Source organism: Ruegeria sp. CE8 (assembly GCF_056537465.1).
In genome coordinates this window covers 72,887-94,613 of the sequence record NZ_JBQFRP010000006.1, presented here as the reverse complement: position 1 = coordinate 94,613, position 21,727 = coordinate 72,887, and the positions used below count along the sequence as shown (strand labels likewise).

At 60.0% G+C, this 21,727-nt stretch carries 19 protein-coding genes; 5 read left to right on the top strand and 14 right to left on the bottom strand.

Going from position 1 to position 21,727, the window contains the following annotated elements; all coding sequences use genetic code 11:
• Position 1 precedes the first annotated feature (1 nt).
• The 7 genes from ACR0AA_RS11900 to ACR0AA_RS11870 form a co-directional block, all read right to left on the bottom strand.
• Complete coding sequence (locus tag ACR0AA_RS11900) at positions 2–1,012, bottom strand: P1 family peptidase (RefSeq protein ID WP_480756127.1); 1,011 nt, start codon at positions 1,010–1,012, stop codon at positions 2–4.
• 81 nt (positions 1,013–1,093) lie between these two features.
• On the bottom strand, positions 1,094–1,840 hold the full coding sequence (locus tag ACR0AA_RS11895; RefSeq protein WP_480664933.1) for an SDR family oxidoreductase: 747 nt from the start codon (positions 1,838–1,840) through the stop codon (positions 1,094–1,096).
• 60 nt (positions 1,841–1,900) lie between these two features.
• The gene (gene arfB, locus ACR0AA_RS11890; protein ID WP_480664932.1) at positions 1,901–2,320 is read right to left on the bottom strand and encodes an alternative ribosome rescue aminoacyl-tRNA hydrolase ArfB; all 420 of its coding nucleotides are present in this window, start codon (positions 2,318–2,320) and stop codon (positions 1,901–1,903) included.
• A 264-nt stretch (positions 2,321–2,584) separates the two neighbouring features.
• Positions 2,585–3,229: a queuosine precursor transporter gene (locus tag ACR0AA_RS11885; protein WP_480756126.1), complete on the bottom strand. Its 645-nt coding sequence runs from the start codon at positions 3,227–3,229 to the stop codon at positions 2,585–2,587.
• A 91-nt stretch (positions 3,230–3,320) separates the two neighbouring features.
• Positions 3,321–4,205 (bottom strand): esterase-like activity of phytase family protein, encoded by an 885-nt coding sequence (locus ACR0AA_RS11880; protein WP_480756125.1) that lies wholly within the window; start codon positions 4,203–4,205, stop codon positions 3,321–3,323.
• The gene (gene mepA / locus ACR0AA_RS11875) at positions 4,178–5,041 is read right to left on the bottom strand and encodes a penicillin-insensitive murein endopeptidase (RefSeq protein ID WP_480664929.1); all 864 of its coding nucleotides are present in this window, start codon (positions 5,039–5,041) and stop codon (positions 4,178–4,180) included. Before mepA ends, ACR0AA_RS11880 begins: the two co-directional genes overlap by 28 nt.
• Entirely contained in the window at positions 5,038–6,405 is a 1,368-nt protein-coding gene (locus tag ACR0AA_RS11870) for an MFS transporter (protein WP_480756124.1), read from the bottom strand. Before ACR0AA_RS11870 ends, mepA begins: the two co-directional genes overlap by 4 nt.
• 130 nt (positions 6,406–6,535) lie before the next feature.
• Between ACR0AA_RS11870 and ACR0AA_RS11865 the strand changes: the two genes are divergently transcribed.
• The 3 genes from ACR0AA_RS11865 to yaaA all read left to right on the top strand — a co-directional run bounded on the left by ACR0AA_RS11865 (position 6,536) and on the right by yaaA (position 9,745).
• Positions 6,536–6,823, top strand: coding sequence for a YggT family protein (locus ACR0AA_RS11865; RefSeq protein ID WP_239343434.1), 288 nt, complete (start codon positions 6,536–6,538; stop codon positions 6,821–6,823).
• Positions 6,824–6,901: 78 nt separating this feature from the next.
• On the top strand, positions 6,902–8,941 hold the full coding sequence (gene recQ, locus ACR0AA_RS11860) for a DNA helicase RecQ (RefSeq protein ID WP_480756123.1): 2,040 nt from the start codon (positions 6,902–6,904) through the stop codon (positions 8,939–8,941).
• A gap of 33 nt (positions 8,942–8,974) precedes the next feature.
• Positions 8,975–9,745, top strand: coding sequence for a peroxide stress protein YaaA (yaaA, locus tag ACR0AA_RS11855; RefSeq protein ID WP_480664926.1), 771 nt, complete (start codon positions 8,975–8,977; stop codon positions 9,743–9,745).
• On the opposite strand, the gene ACR0AA_RS11850 is transcribed toward yaaA, so the two are convergent.
• Both ACR0AA_RS11850 and ACR0AA_RS11845 read right to left on the bottom strand, forming a co-directional pair.
• The gene (locus ACR0AA_RS11850) at positions 9,736–10,197 is read right to left on the bottom strand and encodes a VOC family protein (protein ID WP_480664925.1); all 462 of its coding nucleotides are present in this window, start codon (positions 10,195–10,197) and stop codon (positions 9,736–9,738) included. The two genes, yaaA and ACR0AA_RS11850, sit on opposite strands and share 10 nt — an antisense overlap.
• A 9-nt stretch (positions 10,198–10,206) precedes the next feature.
• Positions 10,207–12,420, bottom strand: coding sequence for a response regulator (locus tag ACR0AA_RS11845; protein ID WP_480756122.1), 2,214 nt, complete (start codon positions 12,418–12,420; stop codon positions 10,207–10,209).
• A 115-nt stretch (positions 12,421–12,535) separates the two neighbouring features.
• Between ACR0AA_RS11845 and ACR0AA_RS11840 the strand changes: the two genes are divergently transcribed.
• Positions 12,536–13,381, top strand: a complete 846-nt coding sequence (locus ACR0AA_RS11840) for a 2-keto-4-pentenoate hydratase (protein ID WP_480664923.1) — start codon at positions 12,536–12,538, stop codon at positions 13,379–13,381.
• A 1-nt stretch (position 13,382) separates the two neighbouring features.
• On the opposite strand, the gene ACR0AA_RS11835 is transcribed toward ACR0AA_RS11840, so the two are convergent.
• Genes ACR0AA_RS11835 through ACR0AA_RS11820 form a run of 4 tightly spaced genes read right to left on the bottom strand, consistent with a single transcriptional unit; the run spans position 13,383 to position 20,060 of the window.
• Positions 13,383–15,425: a hypothetical protein gene (locus tag ACR0AA_RS11835; protein WP_480664922.1), complete on the bottom strand. Its 2,043-nt coding sequence runs from the start codon at positions 15,423–15,425 to the stop codon at positions 13,383–13,385.
• The gene (locus ACR0AA_RS11830) at positions 15,422–18,184 is read right to left on the bottom strand and encodes a DUF4159 domain-containing protein (RefSeq protein ID WP_480664921.1); all 2,763 of its coding nucleotides are present in this window, start codon (positions 18,182–18,184) and stop codon (positions 15,422–15,424) included. The genes ACR0AA_RS11835 and ACR0AA_RS11830 overlap by 4 nt, the downstream gene beginning before the upstream one ends.
• The gene (locus ACR0AA_RS11825) at positions 18,181–19,056 is read right to left on the bottom strand and encodes a DUF58 domain-containing protein (protein ID WP_480664920.1); all 876 of its coding nucleotides are present in this window, start codon (positions 19,054–19,056) and stop codon (positions 18,181–18,183) included. The genes ACR0AA_RS11830 and ACR0AA_RS11825 overlap by 4 nt, the downstream gene beginning before the upstream one ends.
• Positions 19,053–20,060, bottom strand: a complete 1,008-nt coding sequence (locus tag ACR0AA_RS11820; RefSeq protein ID WP_480756121.1) for an AAA family ATPase — start codon at positions 20,058–20,060, stop codon at positions 19,053–19,055. The genes ACR0AA_RS11825 and ACR0AA_RS11820 overlap by 4 nt, the downstream gene beginning before the upstream one ends.
• A gap of 64 nt (positions 20,061–20,124) precedes the next feature.
• On the opposite strand from ACR0AA_RS11820, the gene ACR0AA_RS11815 reads away from it, so the two are divergent.
• Positions 20,125–20,703: a DUF1285 domain-containing protein gene (locus tag ACR0AA_RS11815; RefSeq protein WP_480664918.1), complete on the top strand. Its 579-nt coding sequence runs from the start codon at positions 20,125–20,127 to the stop codon at positions 20,701–20,703.
• Here the strand turns inward: ACR0AA_RS11815 and ACR0AA_RS11810 are convergent.
• Entirely contained in the window at positions 20,700–21,644 is a 945-nt protein-coding gene (locus ACR0AA_RS11810) for a DMT family transporter (RefSeq protein WP_480664917.1), read from the bottom strand. The two genes, ACR0AA_RS11815 and ACR0AA_RS11810, sit on opposite strands and share 4 nt — an antisense overlap.
• Between the last annotated feature and the right edge of the window lie 83 nt (positions 21,645–21,727).

Sequence of the window (21,727 nt, the reverse complement as noted above, 5' to 3'; positions counted from 1 at the left end):
CTTAAGTCATGTAATCCGACCAACAGGGCAAAAGATCGCCCGCTGCCGGCGAGGCCAGATACACCGCCCGCGCAATGGCCCGCGCAAGGCACAGTGAGGCCGCATGTCCCAGAAGGCCCAGATTCGCGTCCGTCTCAATTTTCCGTGCACCGGTACTGACACCAAACACCAGATCGCCGTCGCCCGGCGTGTGCGCGGGAACAATAGCCCGCGCGATGCCATCATGTGCCGCCACGGCCAGCCGCTGGCACTGCGGTTTGGTCAATGCCGCATCCGTGGCAACAATGGCGATGGTAGTGTTGCCCTTATCCGGTTCGGCAGGTCGCATCGCCTTCGCCTTGCGGCTGTCGACCGTGCGACCAAGACCGGTGGCGGAATCAGACCCTAATCCGCCGAATTCATCCCCGATTTCAAACGGGGCTGCCCAGAAATGGCGGTCTCCGGGAGTGGTAACGCTGCCCAGCGGATTGGCTGCAACCAATGCGCCAACTGTGACGCCGTTCTCCATCACGATCGAGGCCGACCCCAGCCCGCCTTTGTGCATAGCGGCCAGTGCCCCGGTGCCTGCACCTGCGGTTCCCAGATCGAACACTTCGGCGGCGGCGTCGAAGGCCTTGCGTCCAAGGGCGCGATAGGGGTTTTTGCTCCATGCCTTGTCACCGCCGTTCAGCAGATCAAACAGGATCGCGCCGGGCACGATGGGAACAACCGCGTTGCCAACCTGAAAACCGCGACCCTGCCCGTGCAATCCCTCGGATACCCCGGAACAGGCGTCCAATCCAAATACCGAACCGCCCGACAGAACAATCGCATCAACCCGCGAGACCGATTTGTCCGGAGCCAGCAAGTCGGTTTCCCGCGTTCCGGGCGCGCCGCCCATGACGTGAACAGACGCCATAAAGGGGTCCTCCGCCGTGAGTACCGTGGTTCCGGATTTCAGCGTGTCGTCCTGTGCGTTCCCGACCAGCAGGCCAGGGACATCGGTGATTAGGTTTCGGGGTCCGGGGGTCATCGCTATCTTTGACGTTGGGGCCGGAAAGCGCGCGGGCGCGCTGCCCCCGGCGGAGGTATTTTTGGCCAGATGAAGAGCGGATCAGATACAGCGGCCACCGTCGACCTCTAGCGCGGCGCCGGTGATCATGCTGGCCTCATCGGAACATAGGAAGCAGGCCGCATTTGCCATGTCTTCGGGCGTTGAAAAGCGGCCCAGTGGGATTGTCGAAAGGAATTTTGCGCGCATTTCTGGCGTGTCTTCTCCCATAAAGGATTTGAGCAGCGGCGTTTCCCCTGCTACCGGACAGATCGCATTCACCCGGACCCCCGATGGGGCCAATTCAACCGCCATGGTCTTGGTAGCGGTGATCATCCAACCCTTGGAGGCGTTGTACCAGTTGAGGTTCGGACGCGGCGACAGCCCAGCAGTCGAGGCAACGTTCAGGATCGCCCCAGAGCCCCGAGATTTCATATGTGGCACTAGTGCACGCGCAGTCAGGTAAACGGACTTCATGTTCACGTTGAACACACGGTCGAAGTCCTCTTCGCTCACATCCTCAAGCGGGGTCGGCATATGAGTAACGCCGGCGTTGTTCACCAGAATGTCGAGATGCCCAAGCCGGTCAAAAGCCGCGTCCGCCATGCCTTGTACCGACGGGCCATTGGCCAGATCGACCTGGTGCGCAAAAGCGTTCGGGCCCAGCTGATTGGCCTGAACCTCGGCCGCATCGCCATTGATGTCCGCGATCATGACACGTGCCCCTTCGGACAGGAATTTCCGCGCGATACCGGCACCAAAACCAGAAGCACTACCGGTTACGATTGCGGTTTTTCCCTCTAACCTCATGATCTTGTCCTCTTGCAGCTGCGCCAGATCAAAGTAGCGAAGCACCGCAAAGATACCAGATCAATCTTCGGAGACCTTGCCACGCAGGGCTTTGACGTCCGACCGAGCCTTTTTGGAAGCCAGACGTCGCTTGACCGAACCATATGTGGGTTTGGTGGCGATACGGCGCTTGGGTTTAACCGTAGCGCGGACGATGAGCTCGGCCAACCGGTTGCGGGCTATTTCACGGTTGCGCGCCTGACTGCGGGTTTCGTCGCATTGAATGATGATTGCGCCCTCTTTGGTCCAGCGTCGCCCTGCCAGCCGTTTCAGCCGCGACTTGACCGGATCGGGCAATGAGGGCGAGCGCGCCGCCTCGAACCGCAGTTCGACGGCAGTAGACACCTTGTTCACGTTCTGCCCGCCAGGGCCCGACGAGCGGATAAAGCTCTCGGTCATTTCCCAGTCCTGCAGGGTGATATCGTCGGTAATGCGCAACATAAGCGTGACTTTACAGTCTTGAAAGAAAAACAAAAAGGGCCGCCCCATATGGGACGGCCCTTCGAAAGCTCAGGAGGTTGGGTCGGTTAGATCAATCGACCAGCCGGAGCGAGCGCTCCGCCAAGGGCTGCCTTAACAGGCGATCCCCCCGGTTGTTCCAACACCTCTCTCCAATCCCTTTCTCGACATTGGATCACCTCCTTTCAAACTGTTTCCGTTACCCTGAATCGTGCCACGAGTTGCGCAAAACGCAAAGCGTTTTTTTTACGCGGGCTGAGCGGTCAACCGCGCAACGATCAGCTTGAACGGGATCAGCGCGATCAGAGCCAGCGACAGTTTCACCAGCCAATCCGCAAAAGCTAGCGTTACCCACAAGGGTGCCATCGGGCCGGTCAGCATGAAGGGCACAGGCTCCCACGCCCAGCTGATTGCCGCGTCAGCATCTGCGCCGAAAATCGTGACCGAGGCCGAAAAGGCGATGACAAAGAACAGCGTGGTGTCCAGCGCAGACCCTACCAGAGTCGACGCCAACGGGGCACGCCACCAGCGACCGCCACGCAGGGAATTGAATACCGTGATGTCAGTCAGCTGTGCGATCAGGAATGCGGTGCCGGATGCAACGGCGACACGCAATGGCACAGCGGCATAGGTAAATCCGTCGCCCTGAAGCATGATTTGCGTTCCGATCAGCGAGCAGACGACACCTGTCAGAAAACCGGCAAACACAACTTTGCGGGCCTGGCCTACACCATAGACGCGATTCATTATGTCGTTGACGAGGAAGGCCAGCGGATAAGTAAATGCGCCCCAGGTCAAAAGACCATCAAGCAGCAGAAACTGGACCAGAATGTTCGAGGCCACAACAATGGCGGCCATGGCAATGATGCCGGGTATGTAAGCGCGTTGCATTTTCAGATGCCCGTTTTGACAAGGTAGCGGCGACTTGGCCCCGGGCTCATCCCAAGGCAAGCCGTGCGTTTAGACCTTTGGTTTTGCCAAGTCAATCGGGCAGAAGAAATTCGACCAGTTCTGTGCGTTGCAGCGCCAGAAAGTTGTCATCTGACACCATCGTCGCGCGCAAACTGCCCTGATCGTCGCGCCAGATCGACACCCCCTCGAGATTGTCATGCGCGCCGGTTCCCGATTGAAACACAACCTCTTCAGCGCGCAGGGTATCTCCGTCGACCTGCCATCGGCGAAGTCGCGAGCGGAATCCGGTCCAGCCGACGTCGCGTTCCAGTACGTAAAGCCTGCCGTCGGGGCCGAAATCGGCAGCAACCGGCAGGAATTTTCCCCGTTGCGGCAAGACAAAAGGTGTCGACCATGATTGCCCGTCCCATCGATAGACCGGAATATCGCCGTCGTTCGTGCGGTTTTCCTCGGGCATCGTGAAAAGATAACCGGATTTATCGATTGCCAAAGCTTCGAGCGACCCGTTGACTTCAAAGCCGTCGAACACTTTGGGGCGTGGTAAAACCTGCGCCCATGCACCCGGAGCCGAGTAATAGGCCACGCGGTGCGTACCTTCGAACGAGATAAAAAGACCACCATCCGGCGCAACGGCTATGCCCTCAGAGTCTCCATTGCGTTTGGTCAGCTTCCGACCTGTGCTGGAAAGAAGCGGCCAGTGCCCGGTGATTTGGATGTCTACAATTCTACCATCCTCGCGATCCACTCGGGCGGTTACCAGTTTCGCCCGATCGGTCACGGCGATCATGTCGCGACCGCCATTCGCGAGGTGGATGGCGGAGAACCCGCCAAACCACTCGGCCGTGTGACGCCAGGTGAAACTGCTCAGTGGGCTGGCCGCCCTGTTATCGACGGCCCAAACTGCACTGGCCAGCAGTACTGCGACGATCAGTTGGATTGTAGAACTTGTGCGCATTGCTGAGGTAGATCGGCCAATCGGTATTCCCGTCGTGGCTTAGGTGCAGGGGCGTTCGGGTCAGGCGGGGGCGGGTTGAGAATGTTGTTCACCCATTGCTGCGCCTCGGCACAGCCATCGCCTTTTGGCGGAGGATCCTGGTTAACGCAACCGCCGGATCCCCGCGGGCACTTCAGCCGCACGTGGAAATGGTAGTGATGCCCCCACCAGGGCCTGATCTTGCGCAGATAGGCGCGATTGCCCTTCTCATTCTTGCACATTTCGACCTTGGCACCGGGAAACACGAATATCCGCGCGACCCGTTTGTCCTTGGCCGCCTCGCGCAGCACCGCATGGTGCTGTTTGGTCCAGTTTTGGTTCACGAATGCCCCGTTGGACCGGCGCAGCGAAATGGATGAGATATTCTCGCGCGCCTTCCGGCTGAGGCGCATGTTGTCGCCGGGCAGCATCCAGATATCGATGTCCAGACCCAACTGATGCGAGCGGTGGCCCGAGGTCATCGGCCCACCGCGCGGTTGGCTGATATCCCCAATATAGAGACCATTCCACCCCGGCTGGTTAGCCGCAAACCGGCTGAGGTCCTGTACATAGTCAATCGCTGCCGGATGTCCCCAGTTGCGGTTGCGCGACAGCCGCATCGCCTGCCATGTCGGCCCTGTTTCGGGCAATTGAACCGAACCCGCCGCGCATCCGCGCGAATAACTGCCGAAGGCGGCCGGTTTTTGCTGTGAACTTGCCTTCTGAGCCCCGAACAACTGCTTTGCCAAGGGCTGTGCCGAGGTTGTGTTCGCCAGGGCAATTGTTGCCAGTATTGCTAAAAAACGTAGTATTATCATCTGCTCTGATCCCCTTCCGGTTTCACCCAGCGCATCAGGAATAGTCCAAGAATAAACAACAGAACGATTGGTGACACCCCCAGTCTCGCGCTGCCCGTCGCCGTTGTGGCAATCCCGATCAGCAAAGGGGCGGCAAACGCGGTTGCACGACCCGACAGGCCATAGAGGCCGAAGCTTTCAACCGGTGCATCAGGATCGGTATGCCGCACCATCATCGAACGGCTGGCCGATTGCAAAATGCCGCCCATACCGCCAATCAGAACGCCGCAACCGAAGAACACCAGATCCGGCAGGCCGGACCCTTCGGGCAGGGAAATGCCAAAGATCTGCGTCCGGTCCATCGACACAATGGTTGTGCAGACAAAGATCAACACCCAGATGGCCACCAAAATCACCGGTTTAGGGCCGTACTGCTTGTCCAGCTTACCGCCAATCCAGGAAAACGCGGCAGCGGCCAGCACGCTGACAATGCCAAAGATTCCGATCTTGATCAGGTCCCATTCCAGCACCAGCCGCGCATACACGCCGCCAAAGCTGTAAAGCCCGTTCAGCGCGTCGCGATAAAACATCGACGAACCCAGATAGCTGGCCAGGCTAATCCGGTGACGCAGGTTTGAGATCGACTTGGCCAGCAGGCTCAGCGCTTCCCCCACGCTGCCATTCTTGTCCTTGGGTTCATCGTCCCGGACCCACAGGAAATACGGGATCATGAAAAGAACGAACCACCCTGCCGTGAACGGGCCGACAAAACGTGTGCCCTGCTGGGTTGAGGCATCCAGCCCAAACATCGGATCCATCCCGATCAGGGTTTTGCCGTTGGCCTGCTCAACGAACAGCGCCAGCATGATCGCGAGGGAAATCAGCCCGCCAAAATAGCCGAAAGCAAAGCCGGAACCTGAAATCTCACCAACCTCGTTGTCGTCGCCCAGATCGGGCAACTGCGAATTGATGAAGATCAGCGCGTATTCGGCACCGACAAAGCCCAGGCCAAAAGCCGACAGCATCAGCCACATGTTCGACCCGTCCGGCAGCGTGTACCACAATGCCGCAGAGCCCACCGCATACATGACCGAAAAGGCAAAAATCCACGGGATGCGCCGACCCGAGACATCGGCCATGGCCCCCAGTAAAGGCGCGCCAAACGCAATGATCAGCCCGGTGATCGTCAGGCAGTTGGCCCAAACCGTCTGCGCCCGCGCGGCGGCGGCTTCGGCATCCAGACCGGTTTCCGCGAAATACCCGGCCGCTACCCCGGCGAAGTATGGACCGAAAACAAAGGTGACAAGCAGAGTGTGGTACGGCTGGCTGGCCCAATCGAAAAACCACCAGCCCCAGATGCGCTTGCGCTTGGAAATCTCTGCCATGCCTGCCCCTGTTTTATCGTTGCCGTCATAAGACGGGTCTTTAGGCCAATTCGCAAGCGTTCTATTGTTGCGCACTTGCTCTTTGCCACAGAGGCGCTTAGGTCTCAGCTAGTTAGAAATCGGAGTGCCCATGCTGTCGCTGATCCAAATCCTTCTGCTGATCCTGGACATTGTCTGGTTCATTATTCTGGCACATGTGATCATGAGCTGGCTGATCAATTTTCAGGTTCTCAACCTGCATCAGCAGCTGGTTGCGCAAATCTGGTACGGGCTGAACCGCATATTAGAGCCTATCTATGGCCCGATCCGCCGGGTGCTGCCCAATATGGGCGGGCTCGACCTGACACCTCTGGTCGTACTGGTGGCCGTTTATGCCCTGCGGATTATCCTGATCAACAATGCGGTGTATTTCGTCTGAGGCCTTGTTCACGGATTCTTAGTATGTGATGGTCCTGTCTTAAGAGCAGATAAACCTTAAAACAGGGCCGCCCCGCACATGTTCGACGCCGCACCTATGCTGCGAGATGTCTTTGGATTCGACGATTTCCGCCCCGGCCAGGAAGAGATCGTCGATGCCGTGACCGCAGGCGAAAATGTGTTGGCGATCATGCCGACAGGTGGCGGCAAATCCCTGTGTTATCAACTGCCTGCACTGATGCGGGACGGCGTAACGGTAGTGATCTCACCGCTGATCGCCCTGATGCGCGATCAGGTGCGCGGACTGCAGGAGGCTGGGGTTGAGGCCGGGGCGCTGACCTCGGGCAACACCCCGGAAGAAACCGATGCCGTTTGGGCGGCGTTGGAAGCCGGACGGTTGAAACTGCTATACATGGCGCCTGAACGCCTGGCGGCCGGGTCGGCGCTGGGGATGCTGCGCCGGATCAACGTCAACCTCATCGCCGTGGACGAGGCGCATTGTGTCAGCCAATGGGGCCATGACTTTCGCCCCGATTACTTGCGGATCGGAGAGCTGCGCCGTGCTTTGAACGTGCCCTTGGCAGCCTTCACAGCTACGGCTGACGCCGAGACGCAGGATGAGATCGTCGAAAAGCTGTTCGACGGTGCTCCGCCCAACAAATTTTTGCGCGGGTTTGATCGTCCCAACATCCACCTGGCGTTTGCCGCCAAGGATGGCCCCCGCAAGCAGATCCTCGATTTCGCCGAAGCCCGCAAAGGCCAGTCCGGCATTGTTTATTGCGGGACCCGCAACAAGACCGAAGTTCTGGCGCAGGCCCTGCGTGCCGAGGGACACTCAGCCTGCCATTATCACGGCGGCATGGAGGCCGAAGATCGCCGCATCGTCGAGACCCGCTTTGCCCGCGAAGACGGCCTGATCGTGGTCGCCACGGTGGCCTTCGGCATGGGGATAGACAAGCCCGATATCCGTTGGGTCGCCCATGCCGACCTGCCCAAATCCATCGAGGCCTATTATCAGGAAATCGGCCGCGCGGGCCGTGACGGAGGCCCGGCCGAAACTCTCACCTTGTTCGGTCCCGACGATATCCGCCTGCGCCGCTCGCAGATTGACGAAGGGCTGGCCCCACCCGAGCGGCGCATGGCCGACCATGCGCGGCTGAACGCCCTTCTGGGATTGGCCGAGGCGTTGGAATGCCGCCGTCAGACTCTGCTGGGCTACTTTGGTGAGGAAGCCACGCCCTGCGGTAAATGTGATCTGTGCGACAGCCCACCCGAGATTTTTGACGGCACCACGCCGGTTCGCATGGCCCTGTCCGCGATCCTGCGCACCGAGGAATGGTTTGGCACAGGTCATCTGATCGATATCCTGCTGGCAAACGAAACCGACAAGATCCGCGCGCGCCGCCATGATGAGCTTTCGACCTATGGGATCGGCAAGGACTGGTCGCGTCCGCAATGGCAGGCAATCTTCCGGCAGATGATGGGGCACGATCTGGTACGCCCTGACCCGGAACGCCACGGCGCGCTGCGCATGACCGAGACGGCCAAACCGATCCTGAAAGGCGAGGCGCAGATCAATCTGCGCAAAGACACGCTGCGCAAAGCGGGACGGCGACCGGCCGTCAAGATGATGGTCTCGGAAGAAGACGCGCCGTTGCTCTCCGCTCTCAAGGCCAAACGCCGTGCACTGGCAGAGACTGCACGCGTCCCGGCCTATGTGATTTTCCCCGACCGCACGCTGATTGAGATGGCCGAGAAACGCCCGACAACGCTGGACGAGATGGCCCGCATCGGGGGCGTCGGTGCAAAGAAACTGGAACGCTATGGCGACACGTTTCTTGAGGTCGTCGCAGGCGCCGTCGAGGCCGTTCATCCCGCACGGCGCAAATTGGCCGGTCGGGATCAGGGCGAGATCTATGACCGGTTGCTCGAAGTGCAGTCGCAACTGTCGCGCGGTCCGGATGGCATCGACAAACCGCTCACCTGCTCGGCCTCGCAGCTTGCCAAGGTCGCACAGTTGCGCACGGACGATCCCCAGGCGATGGAAAAGCTATTGGGCGACCGTCGTCACGAAAGGTTTGGGGCCGCCTTTCTGGACGTGCTGCGCATGGCGGGCTAGATACCCCGAAACAGGCAAGGAAAGAGGGCGGATATGCTGGTAGTGATTTCTCCGGCCAAACGGCTGGACTGGGCAGAGCGGGACGTTGAGGTCACGCAGCCCGACTTTCAGGACGATGCAATCCGCCTGTCAAAAACCGCCCGCAACCTAACGCTGGGCGATCTGAAAAAGTTGATGGATCTGAGCGACGATCTGGCGCGCCTGAACCGTGACCGGTATCGCGCCTTTTCAGATGAGCCCGAAGCCGCGGTAACCCGCCCTGCGGCATTGGCTTTTGCCGGCGACACCTATCAGGGCCTTGAAGCGACCTCGCTGGACGCCGAAGAAATGGCTTGGGCACAGGATCATCTGCGCATTTTGTCTGGGCTTTATGGCGTTCTACGGCCGCTGGACGCGATTCAGGCCTATCGTCTGGAGATGGGCAGCAAACTAAAAACGCGGCGCGGTAAGAACCTGTATGAGTACTGGCGCGACCAGTTGAGCAAAGCGCTGAACACGCAGGGTGATCAGATCGGATCGGATGTACTGGTGAACTGCGCCAGCCAGGAATATTTCGGCGCAGTAGACCCTAAATCGCTGAAATTGAGGGTCATCACACCTGTTTTCATGGAAGACAAAGGGGGCACACCCAAGATCGTCAGCTTTTTCGCCAAGAAGGCACGCGGAGCCATGGCGCGTTACATTATCCAGCACCGGCTAACCGATCCGAAAGGGTTGCTGGACTTCGACACCGGCGGCTACGAGTACCGCCCCGAGCTGTCGGAAGAGGACAAACCGGTCTTTCTCCGCCCCTATCAGGCTTGATCCAGCATCGATGGGTCGTAGGCAACTAGTTCGACAGTGTTGCCCTCGGGATCTTCGGTGAAGATGCCACGCCAGCCGATCCAGCCGAACTGCTCGACGCGGTACGGCTGGCCGATATTGTCGTACCAGCGCATCACCGCTTCCTGCTCGTCAAAGGGCAGCGATAGGGCGATATGATGCAGCGACGACCCTCCGCCCGTTGCCGGTTTCTGCCGGCCTGTTGGGTGCAGCCCGGGCCGCGGCGCAGCGGTGTAATGAAACAGTGCCAGAACCTGCGTGTGCCCGCCGAATCCCGGTGCAATCTGAAAAAAGGTAATCGCGCTGTTATGATCCCCGCTCAGGCGCTTTAGCCCAATCACGTTTTCATAAAATTCAACCATCGTACCCATATCGGCGCAGCGGATAGCAATCTCACCCAACGCGCGGGGCTGGAAACCTCGATCTTCAGTCATGAGCGCACCCTATTCGGGCTGACTGCCGTCGGCAATGACCGAAGAGCAACCGTCCGGTCTGTGCGTCAAAATCATTTTATGAATCTTCTGCTTTTGCAACGGCTTGGTCAGGTAGTGATCCAGTCCGGCCGACAAAATACCCTGATCGTCCCCGGCCATCGCATGCGCTGTTAAAGCAACGATCGGAACGTGCCGACCGGTCTCAATCTCGCGCCGCCGGATTTCCTCCGTCGCCTGTTTGCCGTCCATTTTCGGCATCGAGATGTCCATGAAGATCAGGTCGGGGTCAAAGTCCTGATGCTCTTGCACCGCTTCGATTCCGTCACCGGCAAACCGCAGGTCGATGTGCAAATCCTTGACCATTTTTCGAAGGATCAACTGGTTGGTCCGGTTATCCTCGGCGGCAAGCACGCGCATTTTACGCGCGCTTGCCGCCTGCACGGCCCGGTTTGGCTGGTTGATAACCGGAATACCTTCTGAAAACGTGTCATGCGACGGCCCTCCGAGCGCCATCAGTCGCGCATACAACTCGGCCCGAGGAATCGGCTTTTGCAGAACGCCTTCGATCAGATGACGCGCCGGGTGGGCGTGAATGACACCGGGATTGGCCGACATCACCACAACCGGTAGGTCGCTCCATCCCCGATCTCTGAGCGTGACGGCCAGTTCCAGCGCATCCATGTCAGGCAGATCATGATCACACAGCAGAAGATCCACGCTGTCATCCAGTTCGGCCAATGCCTCGCGACCCGATGCGCAGACCGTCACCTGCGATCCCAAACGGCCCAGTTGTTTCGACAATATCGCCCTGTTGGCAGCCAGGTTCTCGACGATCATGACGTGGCGCAGGCGACCATCGAGATCCGGTGGAGCGGGTTGCGGGCCCTCCGCTGTAGGCAGCGAGACCCGGAACCCGAAACAGGAGCCCTGACCCGGATCGCTTTCTACCCAGATGGACCCGCCCATCAGCGTGATCAGCCGTTTGGTGATGGCCAGACCAAGACCTGTTCCCTCGAACGCCCGGTTTCGTTCATCCTCGACCTGATTGAATTCACCAAAGATGTGCCCGATCTTGTCTTCATCGATGCCAATGCCCGTGTCCTCGATCGCGACATGCACGTCGCAGGACTGCGTGTCCGCGTTGGGCACGCCGGTGACACGGATCAGGACGTGACCCTCAGAGGTGAATTTGACCGCATTGCCGACGAGATTGGTCAGAACCTGCCGGACCCGTCCGGGATCACCCACAAACAAAGTGGGCAGGAACAGGTCGTAGTCCACCAGCAGCGTCAGCCCTTTGTCGCGAACGCTGGGTTGCAACAGCATCGCGACCTCAAGAATGCAGCGTTCAAAATCGAACTGTTCCGGATGCAGGGTCAGCTTGTCAGCCTCGATCTTCGAGTAATCCAGGACGTCGTTGATGATGACCAGCAGCGCTTCGCCCGAATTGCGGATGGTGTTCAGGTAAAGCCGTTGCTCTTCGTCCAGAGGCGTTTCGGACATCAGTTCGGTCATGCCTACGATGCCGTTCATCGGGGTTCGGATTTCGTGGCTCATATTGGCCAGAAAAGCCGATTTGGCACGGTTTGCCGCCTCGGCCCGTTCGCGGGCGGCGGTCAACTCGGCCTCGTGGCGCACTGATGCGGTGATGTTCAGGGCCAGGCTCACGACGTCGCCGCCATGGCCCCGTTGGTCGATCAGCTTGATGTAGTGGCCGTTCCATAATCGTATGACCTCGGGCTGAGGATTCAAAACAGCCCACCGTTTCAGCAACCTGTCGCACCAACTGGAGGCAGTTTCCGATCCGATATCGACAAGCCCTTCGGTCGTCAGAATTTCAAGAAGCCGGGGATAGGTGACACCCGGCGCGACCTCTTCCAACCCGTCAAACACACTCAGGTATGCCGCATTGGCTCCAATAAGACGGCCTTCCTCGTCAAAAAATGCGAACCCGTCCTGAATAGTCTGAATGGAATGCCACAACCGGCGCTCGGCCACCTCGATTTTGGCGTTTGCGACCGTCAGATCGGATTTGACCTTTTCGTTTTCATCCCGAACCGTTTCGACCTCGGCCTGAGTTTCTCCGATCCGCTTGGTCAGCGCCATCGCGTGCAGGCCCAGTTTGCGGTTGGCGGCAGACAATTCCGCCTGTTTCATTTCTAGTAACCGTTCTGCCGCAAGGCGCGCGCGCCGTTCCTGTGCCAGTTTTCCTGCAAGACTCATCTGTGGTGATCCCGGAGTAATCCGCGCCCAGCATCCCGGCAGAGCGTGAAGAACTGTTTAAACCGTTGCCCAAAGTTCAAAGCCCGTGCCAGTCTTGGCAAAACGGAGGTGTAACATGCGGGTTTTTCTTGGCGCTTTGATGGTTTTTGGAGTGTTTGCCCAACCCGTGGCGGCGAAGTGTGCCACGGATGTTCAGATCGAACGGTTTGTCGCAGATTACATTTCCAATACGCCCACTGTAGCTCTGTCGACGGGTGGCACGATAGAGGACGCATTCTGCACGCAGGAGCGCATAGTAGTAGCGTTAGAGCCACATATGGGCCCCATCATCGGCTATAAGGCCGGATTGACCAGTGCTCCGGCACAGGAAAGGTTTGGTGCATCCGAGCCGGTGCAGGGTGTGCTGTTCCGCGACATGATGCTGGAAGATGGTGCGTCCGTTCCGTATGGCTGGGGCGCGCGACCCGTGTTCGAGGCCGACCTGATCCTGGTCGTAGGCGATGAAGGGATCAACCAGGCCACGACACCCGAGGGCGTTCTGAAGAATGTCTCGGCCATCCGCCCCTTTATCGAGCTGCCGGACCTGACCCTCGCCGAAGGCGAACCGATTACCCCGGTCACCCTGACGGCCATCGGTGTTGCGCCCAAGCTGGGTGTTCTGGGCGCTGAAATTCCGGTGACGGACCCGGCGACGATGTCGCGGGCCCTGGCAGATATGACCGTCACACTCCGCACGGCAAATGGCGAGGTTCTGGCCCAAGCGCCGGGTACGGCGGTGTTGGGTCACCCGGCCAACGCGGCGCTTTGGCTGATGTCCAAAGGGATCGAATTCGAACCGGGCGACCTAATTTCAGTAGGGTCCTTCGGGCCATTGTTTCCGCCCGCCAAAGGCGAAGGCGGGGCATCTGTCACATACGAAGGTTTGCCCGGTGATCCAACGGTCAGCGTCGTGTTCGACTGACCTAGCGCCGCCCCTCGCGCAGCCAGCCCGCCAGCAGGAACCCACCCGCTAGCAACAAAACCAACCAGGGCGGCAGCAGCCCGGCTTGAGTCACATCGCGGGTTTCATACGCATTCCGCGGTGTCAGCCCGATCCATCCGCGCCCTGCTGCGGGACGCCCGGAACGCACGTTTCGGATTGACGGCAAGCCGTCCTCCAACCGCAGTGCGCCACCACGCAACTCGGCCACTACAGGCTCCAGAACGTCAGGCGTGGCAATTGTACGCTCGAACTCTTTAGGTGCTGCCGGACCCAGGCCGATGACAGTGGACTGATCGCCTTCCTGCAGGCGATAGAGGCCAATCTCGGGCCCGTAATACTGGGTCTCGAACCGCCCCGGAGAGACCTCGTTTAACGTGACTTCCTGCGTTTCGCCGTTCGGGCGAATTACGGTAACTGGCCCGACCTTGTCCCCCAGCGTTTGGCGGATGATGCGCATCACCTGACCGTTGGCTTCGGCCCACAGGGCCTCTTCCTCAAGCTCGGGTTCTTTCATCATCCAGTGGGCAAGCCTGCGCAGCAGTTCCAGTTGCGGACCGCCGCCCTCAAAACCCCGACTCCAAAGCCAGGCGTGATCCGATGCCAAAAGCGCCACGCGGCCTTCACCAACCCGGTTGAGCACAAGCAGCGGCCGATCATCAACACCCGTCATCAACACTTCACCTGTGCGGTGGTTCACGTCGATCTGGCGCAACCACGCACCCCAATCCTCGGAATTGCCAAGGTCGGTTGTGACCGGATGACGATGCCCCAGATCGGTGACCATCGGCACATAACGCTCCTCGATCACGCGCGCAGTGGGCTGTGCGGGCAGGATTGGGGCCAGTGGCGAGCGGAATATGCTGTCGGCGCTTGCGAAATCCGGTCCTGCGGCAATCAGAACAGCACCGCCTTCGTTGATATAGTTGGTGACGTTGTCCAGATAGATCGCCGGCAGGATGCCGCGACGCTTGTAACGGTCAAAGATGATCAGGTCGAAATCGTTGATCTTTTCCAGAAACAGCTCACGCGTCGGGAAAGCGATCAGAGACAGCTCGTCCACCGGCACCCCGTCCTGCTTTTCCGGTGGCCTCAGAATGGTGAAATGCACCAGATCGACCGAGCTGTCGGATTTCAGCAGGTTGCGCCACGTCCGCCCGCCCGGATGCGGCTCACCCGAGACCAGCAGAACGCGCAGCCGGTCGCGCACACCGTTCATCTGTATCAACGCGGTGTTGTTGCGGTCAGTCAGTTCGCCTTCGGCCTCTGGCACCGTGAACTGAATCACGTTGCGCCCGCCGTGGGGCAGAGTGATCGGCAGTTCGACATCGATGCCGATGGGAATATTGAATTGCTCGGCCTCGCCCCCGTCTACAGAAATCTCCAGCGGCGCAGTTGTGGCCCCCGCAGGCGCGGCACCGCTGTCTTCGACACGAAGGGTCAGAGTGACAGGTTCACCAATAATGGCAAATGCTGGCGCATTGCGGACAATCAGACGGCGATCCCAATCCGTTTCTCGCCCTGTTTGCAGTAAGTGCATGGGCGCAGGCAGGTCCGGCGCCTGATCGGCGTCATGCACGATACCGTCCGACAAAACCAGAATACCAGCGATCCGGGCGCGAGGTTCTTCGGCCAGCGCTTCGTTCAGCGCAGCCATCACCTGCGTGCCTTCGTCCCCGTCGCCGTCCCCCACGCGAATGCGACGCAATTCCGTGTTGTCGCGGGATTCGATTTCGGCCGACAGTTCCTCGGCCGCTTGTGCGGTTTGATCCGTCCGGTCCGAGAGTGTCTGACTGGCGCTCTCATCCTCGATCATCAGCACGATATCTGTCAGCGGCGCACGATCCTCGATCTGGTAGACCGGGCCAGCCAGTGCAGCGATCACGACCAAGGCCGCAAGCCCGCGCAAAGCCCATCCCGACAGGCCCCGCCATAGGGCCAAAATGACACCGCCCACCGCAATAGCAGCTACGATGGCCAGAATGGGCCATGGGATCAGCGGATCGAAGATGACGGTTCCAGTCATTGTCCCAACCTGTCCAGCAGCGCAGGCACGTGCACCTGATCGGATTTGTAGTTCCCGGTCAGCACATGCATCACCAGATTGACGCCAAAGCGGTTGGCCAGTTCACGCTGGCGCTCGCCAGCATAACCGCGTCCGACCGGCAGCAAAGCCTGCCCGTTACGATCCACGGCCCAGGCCCCGGCCCAGTCATTGCCGCCGATCACCACCGGCGTCACGTTGTCGTTGAGGTTGCGGAACGGCATTCCTTCGATTTGCTCAGCATCCATCGGAGCGGCCTCGACCCAAACCTCGGTGCCGGCATAGCGCCCTGGGAAATCCTGCAACAGATAGAAGGTTCGGGTCAGAACGTGGTCTCTGGGAATAGGCTCTAACGAAGGGATATTCAGCGGCGCTGCAATCTGTTGCAACTTGCGCCCGTTCGGGCTCGCGGCCCCAAACCGGGCGACATCGGCATCGCGTGTGTCGAACAGGATCATGCCGCCCGACCGCAGATAGGCGTTGAGCTTGGCGTAAGCTTCGACCGATGGTTGTGGCTGATCCGGCGAGATTGGCCAGTAGAGTAGCGGGAAGAACGCCAGTTCGTCGCGTTCCAGATCAACGCCAAAGGGTTCGGCGGGTTCCACCGAGGTGCGATAGAACAGCGTCTGCGCCAAACCGCGCATCCCGGCGGCGGCGATGTCGTCGACCTGCGCATCTCCGGTCAGAACATGCGCCAGCACCAATTCCTTTGTCGCATTCAACGCAAAATCCGTTTCCTCGGGCGTCTGAGCCTGAGCCTCGGGCACCAGCAGAATCGCGCCCAGCGCAACGGCCGCCGCCTTGGCCAGACCAAGCCGACCCGACAACGCCAGTGAAGCGATCACGTCAATAGTCAGCAACAGCAACGCGAGACTGAGCAGAATGCCCCCGATGGGGGTTTCGGTGCTGACCTCTTGCCCCTTGATCGGAACATCCGACGGCCAGATCGCAGGGTTGAGCACCGCCTCGTCATTCAACACGTTCAGCGCCAATTTCTGCTTGCCGCTTTCGTACAAACCCGGTCGCAGGTCAGGGCCGATCTTGCCGGACACCAGTTCCACCCCATCGACGCCCGCCAGATTGCCCGCATCAGACAGGGTGCCAAAGCCGTCCATGACTTGAATTGGCTCCCAAGTAGTGCCCTGCAACTGTGACTCCTGCCGGGATTTGGCCGCCGATGCCACCGCAAGCCGGTCCAGCATCTCAACAAACAGGCCGGACAAGGGAAGGCTGGACCACTCGGCATCTGCAGTCACGTGGAACAGCACGACCTGCCCCAAACCCAGTGCCTTGCGTGTCACCAGAGGCGTGCCATCCGACAGCGAAGCAATGACGCGATCCGCCAGATTAGGGTCTGGTTGCGCCATGACCTGGGTCGTGACCGTCACGTCCTCAGGCACCTGCAACCCATAGAAAGGTGAGCTTTCGGGGAATGGTGCCAGACCTTTGGCCTCTCCCCAGCTCATCGCACCTCCGACCGAGCGGCCGCCGCTGCGCAGGCGCACCGGCAGCAGGGCATCTTCGGAATCTCGGCCCAGATCGCTGGCAGCCATGCGCGGGCCGGCGAAGCGCAGCAAAAGACCGCCCTGTTCGACCCATTCGACCAGCGCCGCCTGTTCTGATCCGGCCAGTTTCGCCACATCGGCCAGGACAATCACGTCGGGGTTTGCGGGCAGGATTTCAAGCAATCCACCTTCGACGAAATCCGCTGTGGGGATCAGAACCTGCGTCAGATAATGCAGCGGTGACAGCAGTTCCAACCCTTCGCGGTTCAGTGTTCCGGCAATCAAGGCGACCTCGCGCCGGCGCAGGCTGTCATCGGTCAGCGTCACAGCCCCTGCCGAACGCTGCCCCTGAATTTCAAAGCGTGTGATCCGCGCGCGTAGCTCTGATGGTAGGGCCAATTCAACCTCAGCCAGCGTCTCGCCACTTGCAAACTCCATATCAACCGATTGCAGAATCCGCATGGCACCGGCCGGATCGCGGCCCTGCGCCAGAATAGTGATGCGCTCGAATGGTCCGGGTTCTGCCCGCTGGGCTGTCAATTGAATGACACCGTCCTGATAGGCGGCGGGCAGGATGGCAACTGCAGGCGTCGGAGCCTGGTAGACCGTGACCGCCCCGCGTGCACGCAGCGCGGACAGGATGTTATCATGCCCCTCATAGCTCAGGCGATCGCTGAACCAATGGGTATCAAACTCGCCCTCCACCTGATCCAGCGAGGCCAGTGTCTGGTCGATCTGTACATTTGTTGGTTGCCACGGCATCGGGACCAGCCCTGGCAAGCGACCGCGCCATGCCTCAGCTGCCTGAAATACCGGGGCTTCGGGTTCGGTCAGACGCAGGATTGCAACCGTACGCCCCGCGCGGCCAGCCTCGGTCAGTTGCGCGTCGATCTGGTCCAGAGTTGAGGACCACCGCGTGGCCCCGCCCCAACTGGCATCAAGCACCAGCAACAGCGGACCCGTTCCAGTCTGATCACGCGATGGGTTCAGGACCGGCCCGGCCAATCCGATGATAATCGCGGCAGCCGCCAGCATCCGCAGCAGCAACAACCACCACGGGGTACGGTCGGAAACGCTCTCATCATCTTTCAGGCCCAACAACAGCGTCACCGCCGGGAACAACCGGCGGATCGGTGCAGGTGGTACGGCACGCAGGATCAACCACAGGATCGGCAGGGTCAGAAGACCCAGCAACACCCATGGTGCGGTAAAGCCGATGCCCGCCAGAACCGTCATCCCGTTCCCCCATCCAGCGCGCGGTAGAGCCACAACAGAGCCGCTTGTGCGCTGTCACCGGTGTGATGAAGCCCCAGTTGCCAGCCCGTTGCACGACACAATTGCGTCAACGCATCTTTGCGTTTGGCAAGCCGCTCCAGGTACCGTTCACGCAAATCTCCGGCTTTGAGCGTTTCGTGTCGAACGGATCCGCCGACGCTTTCAAAAATCGTGCGGCCCCGGTAGGGGAATGTTTCTTCCCCGGGGTCGAGGACCTGCAGGACCAGACCCCGTACGCCCCGGTCGGCGGCTTTGGTCAGGGCCAGTTCAACCTCGTCCATCGGACCGAGAAAATCGGAAATGAATACGGCCCGCGCGTGTGGGATCATGGCGCGGTGTTCAGGTGGGGAGTAGTCTGCCTCGGCATCCTCGGACCATGCCTGTGCAAGCCGGATGATCTGGGCATTGCCACGCCGCGGCGGCAGGGTCGTACCGGTCAGGCCCACACGTTCGCCACCTCGCACCAACAAGATCGCCGTCGCCATACCCAGCAAGCGAGCGCGGTCGGCCTTGGTGGGCAGGTTCTTGTCCGACGCAAACCGCATCGACGCGCCCTGATCGACCCACAGCATAACCGATTGAGCAATCTGCCATTCGCGCTCGCGCACAAACTGCTGATCGCCTCGCGCCGACCGGCGGTGGTCGATCATTCGGCGGCTGTCCCCAATCTGGGCAGGGCGGTATTGCCAAAAGTCATCGCCAAGGCCCGAGCGGCGCCGTCCGTGGTCACCCAGAAGGACAGTTCCCGCCAAATGTTCCGCTCTGGCCAAAAGGGGCGGCAGCCGGGACGCCTCGGCCTCGGATCTTTCGCGAAGGGTCAGCGCGGCATTCACGCCGCAGCCTCGGTGCGGACCAACCCTGCGGCGGTGGTGTCAATGAGGTCAGCCAGGCTGTCACCACGCGCCCGCGCCGCAAAGTTCAGCGCCATCCGGTGGCTGAGGACCGGGCGCGCCATGTCCAGCACATCCTCGGCATTCGGTGCCAGACGCCCCTGCAACATCGCCCGCGCCCGCACCGTCATCATCAACGCCTGCGCCGCGCGAGGGCCAGGACCCCAGGCAACGGTTTCGGCAACGCGTTCGGAAACGCCAGCCTCTTCAGGGCGGAAAGCGCGAACAAGATCGAGGATCAGTTCCACAACCGAGTCGCCGACCGGCATCCGGCGCAGCAACACCTGCGCGGCCAGCAGTTCCTCTTTGGCGAATATCTGATGCGCCGCGTCTTCCTCTACGCCCGTCGTGGCCAGCAGAATATCACGTTCGGTCTGCCGGTCGGGGTATTCCACGTCGACTTGCACCAAGAAACGGTCAAGCTGCGCCTCGGGCAGCGGATAGGTGCCTTCCTGTTCGATCGGGTTTTGCGTCGCCAATACGTGGAACGGCTCATCCAATGCGCGATCTTCACCGGCGACAGTCACGGTGCGCTCTTGCATCGCTTGCAACAGCGCTGATTGGGTGCGCGGGCTGGCACGGTTAATCTCATCCGCCATCAGCAATTCGCAGAAGATCGGGCCGGGAATAAAGCGGAAGTGGCGGCTGCCATCCTCGGCGGTGTCCAAAACTTCGGAGCCCAGAATATCGGCGGGCATCAGGTCGGGCGTGAACTGGATGCGATTGCCATGCAGCCCCATTACGGTCGACAAAGTCTCGACCAATCGCGTCTTGCCCAACCCCGGCAGACCGATCAGCAGGGCGTGGCCACCACAAAGCAACGCGGTCAGAGTCAGGTCCACAACCCTTTCCTGTCCGATAAAGCGACGGGTGATCGAGGACTTGGCCTCTTGCAGCTTGGTTTCCAGCGCTTCGATCTCGGACACGAGGTCGGCAGGTTCGGTCATGACTTTCCCTTCCGTGGACTAATATGGTTGAAGTGTATCGCGCGAAAAGGAAATGGCAAAAGCAATGAGCGGACAAAAACCTGTGACCCCCTCTCCGGACGGGCTGGCGGCCTCGGTCAAGGCGGCCAAAACCAGGGGTTTACCCCCTGTTCACCTATGGAATCCTCCGTTTTGCGGCGATCTGGACATCAAGATCGCAAAAGATGGCACCTGGACTTATTTAGGTTCGCCCATCAATCGGTTCGAGCTTGTGAAGCTTTTTTCCTCAATTCTTAAGAAAGAAGACGGGAAATACTATCTGGTGACCCCGGTCGAGAAGGTGGGAATCACTGTCGAGGATGCGCCCTTTGTTGCCGTTGATTTCGATACGAGCGGCGAAGGGCAGGCGCAAACCCTGACTTTCACGACCCATGTCGGCGATACTGCGATTGCCGGACCTGACCACCCGATCCGAATTGTCATTGATCCCGAGACAGATGAACCATCTCCCTATGTATTGGTTCGCGCAAACCTTGAGGCGCGGATAGATCGCAAAAGCTTTTATCGGCTTGTCGACATCGCCATGCATAAGGACGACTGGTTCGGCGTTTGGTCCAGCGGGCAGTTTTTCCCGCTTATCCGATCGGATGATTTGCCGGATTAGGCAGACTGCGCGGATCGCCGTTCCTGCGCCAGTACAACGGCCATTGCGACGATCCCCGCGCCCAGCGCCCGGGTCCAGTTCCACTCTTCACCCAGCACCAGCATGATCAGCATCACGTAGAATGGCGCGATATTGATGTGGAAGGACGATAGCGCAACACCCAGCCTACCGATCGACGCGATGAACAAAACCTGGCTCAGCCCCATCGCAACAAGCGCGTAGATGACCAGCATCCCCGCCTGTTGAAGGTCAAACGGGGTCGCAGGCATCACATCCATGCCAATTTGCGTTGCCCCCAGTATCATCAGCGTCGCCATGACCAGCCCGCCGACGAAGGTTATTGTTGTACGCCCGGTCTGGCTGAGCTCGGGGAAATCCCGGGCCGTCGCCATGCTCGCCCAGCAGAACAAGGCCGTTGATACAACGGCACAGGCCGCCCCCAACCCCAGTTGCGCCGGTGCCAGAGCGCTGGTGGCAATCAAACCGCCGACAATCGACACAAGTACCCCCAGCGCAAAGTTCCACTTCAGCCGGCGCGTTCCCGCTGCCAGTTCCAGCAGCGTGGCCATCAATGGCGCGCACGAGGCGATGATCGCCACCGTCACCGGGTCAGTCAGTTTTTGCGCCACGATCATCAGGAGCATGGCCGTACCAAGCCCAAATCCCCCGACCAGCATCGCGTGCCCCCACCGCGCGGACACGACGCGGCGCGGCCCATCGATCAGCATCCAGATCGGCACCATGACAACAACGGCCAATGCCAGTCGCGCAGCCAGCAAAGCGACCGGAGGCCACGTCTGCAACAACACCTCGGCTGCCGGAAAACCGGCCGCCCACGTCAACATCGACGCCACCGCCAAACCGTTGCCGGACAATGCAGAGTTCTGTCCTGCAGGCGCAGAAAGAGTGTTCCCGCGCACGGGGTCTGGGCTCATCGCCATCGTGATCAAACCTTCTGTTGGCACGGCACCGTTGAAATGATTCGCCGCGTCGCAATGAAGGTCTCTGATTCAATCCGCGCGAT

What these genes read in the sequence shown, in the direction of transcription:
- ACR0AA_RS11820 (WP_480756121.1), bottom strand. Translation starts at nt 20,060, where the DNA reads ATGACCGAACCTGCCGACCTCGTGTCCGAGATCGAAGCGCTGGAAACC.
- ACR0AA_RS11830 (WP_480664921.1), bottom strand. Translation starts at nt 18,184, where the DNA reads ATGACGGTTCTGGCGGGCATCGGCTTTACCGCACCATGGGTGTTGCTG.
- yaaA (WP_480664926.1), top strand. Translation starts at nt 8,975, where the DNA reads ATGCTGGTAGTGATTTCTCCGGCCAAACGGCTGGACTGGGCAGAGCGG.
- mepA (WP_480664929.1), bottom strand. Translation starts at nt 5,041, where the DNA reads ATGATAATACTACGTTTTTTAGCAATACTGGCAACAATTGCCCTGGCG.
- ACR0AA_RS11900 (WP_480756127.1), bottom strand. Translation starts at nt 1,012, where the DNA reads ATGACCCCCGGACCCCGAAACCTAATCACCGATGTCCCTGGCCTGCTG.
- ACR0AA_RS11845 (WP_480756122.1), bottom strand. Translation starts at nt 12,420, where the DNA reads ATGAGTCTTGCAGGAAAACTGGCACAGGAACGGCGCGCGCGCCTTGCG.
- ACR0AA_RS11840 (WP_480664923.1), top strand. Translation starts at nt 12,536, where the DNA reads ATGCGGGTTTTTCTTGGCGCTTTGATGGTTTTTGGAGTGTTTGCCCAA.
- ACR0AA_RS11850 (WP_480664925.1), bottom strand. Translation starts at nt 10,197, where the DNA reads ATGACTGAAGATCGAGGTTTCCAGCCCCGCGCGTTGGGTGAGATTGCT.
- ACR0AA_RS11885 (WP_480756126.1), bottom strand. Translation starts at nt 3,229, where the DNA reads ATGCAACGCGCTTACATACCCGGCATCATTGCCATGGCCGCCATTGTT.
- arfB (WP_480664932.1), bottom strand. Translation starts at nt 2,320, where the DNA reads ATGTTGCGCATTACCGACGATATCACCCTGCAGGACTGGGAAATGACC.
- ACR0AA_RS11880 (WP_480756125.1), bottom strand. Translation starts at nt 4,205, where the DNA reads ATGCGCACAAGTTCTACAATCCAACTGATCGTCGCAGTACTGCTGGCC.
- recQ (WP_480756123.1), top strand. Translation starts at nt 6,902, where the DNA reads ATGTTCGACGCCGCACCTATGCTGCGAGATGTCTTTGGATTCGACGAT.
- ACR0AA_RS11895 (WP_480664933.1), bottom strand. Translation starts at nt 1,840, where the DNA reads ATGAGGTTAGAGGGAAAAACCGCAATCGTAACCGGTAGTGCTTCTGGT.
- ACR0AA_RS11865 (WP_239343434.1), top strand. Translation starts at nt 6,536, where the DNA reads ATGCTGTCGCTGATCCAAATCCTTCTGCTGATCCTGGACATTGTCTGG.
- ACR0AA_RS11810 (WP_480664917.1), bottom strand. Translation starts at nt 21,644, where the DNA reads ATGGCGATGAGCCCAGACCCCGTGCGCGGGAACACTCTTTCTGCGCCT.
- ACR0AA_RS11835 (WP_480664922.1), bottom strand. Translation starts at nt 15,425, where the DNA reads ATGACTGGAACCGTCATCTTCGATCCGCTGATCCCATGGCCCATTCTG.
- ACR0AA_RS11870 (WP_480756124.1), bottom strand. Translation starts at nt 6,405, where the DNA reads ATGGCAGAGATTTCCAAGCGCAAGCGCATCTGGGGCTGGTGGTTTTTC.
- ACR0AA_RS11815 (WP_480664918.1), top strand. Translation starts at nt 20,125, where the DNA reads ATGAGCGGACAAAAACCTGTGACCCCCTCTCCGGACGGGCTGGCGGCC.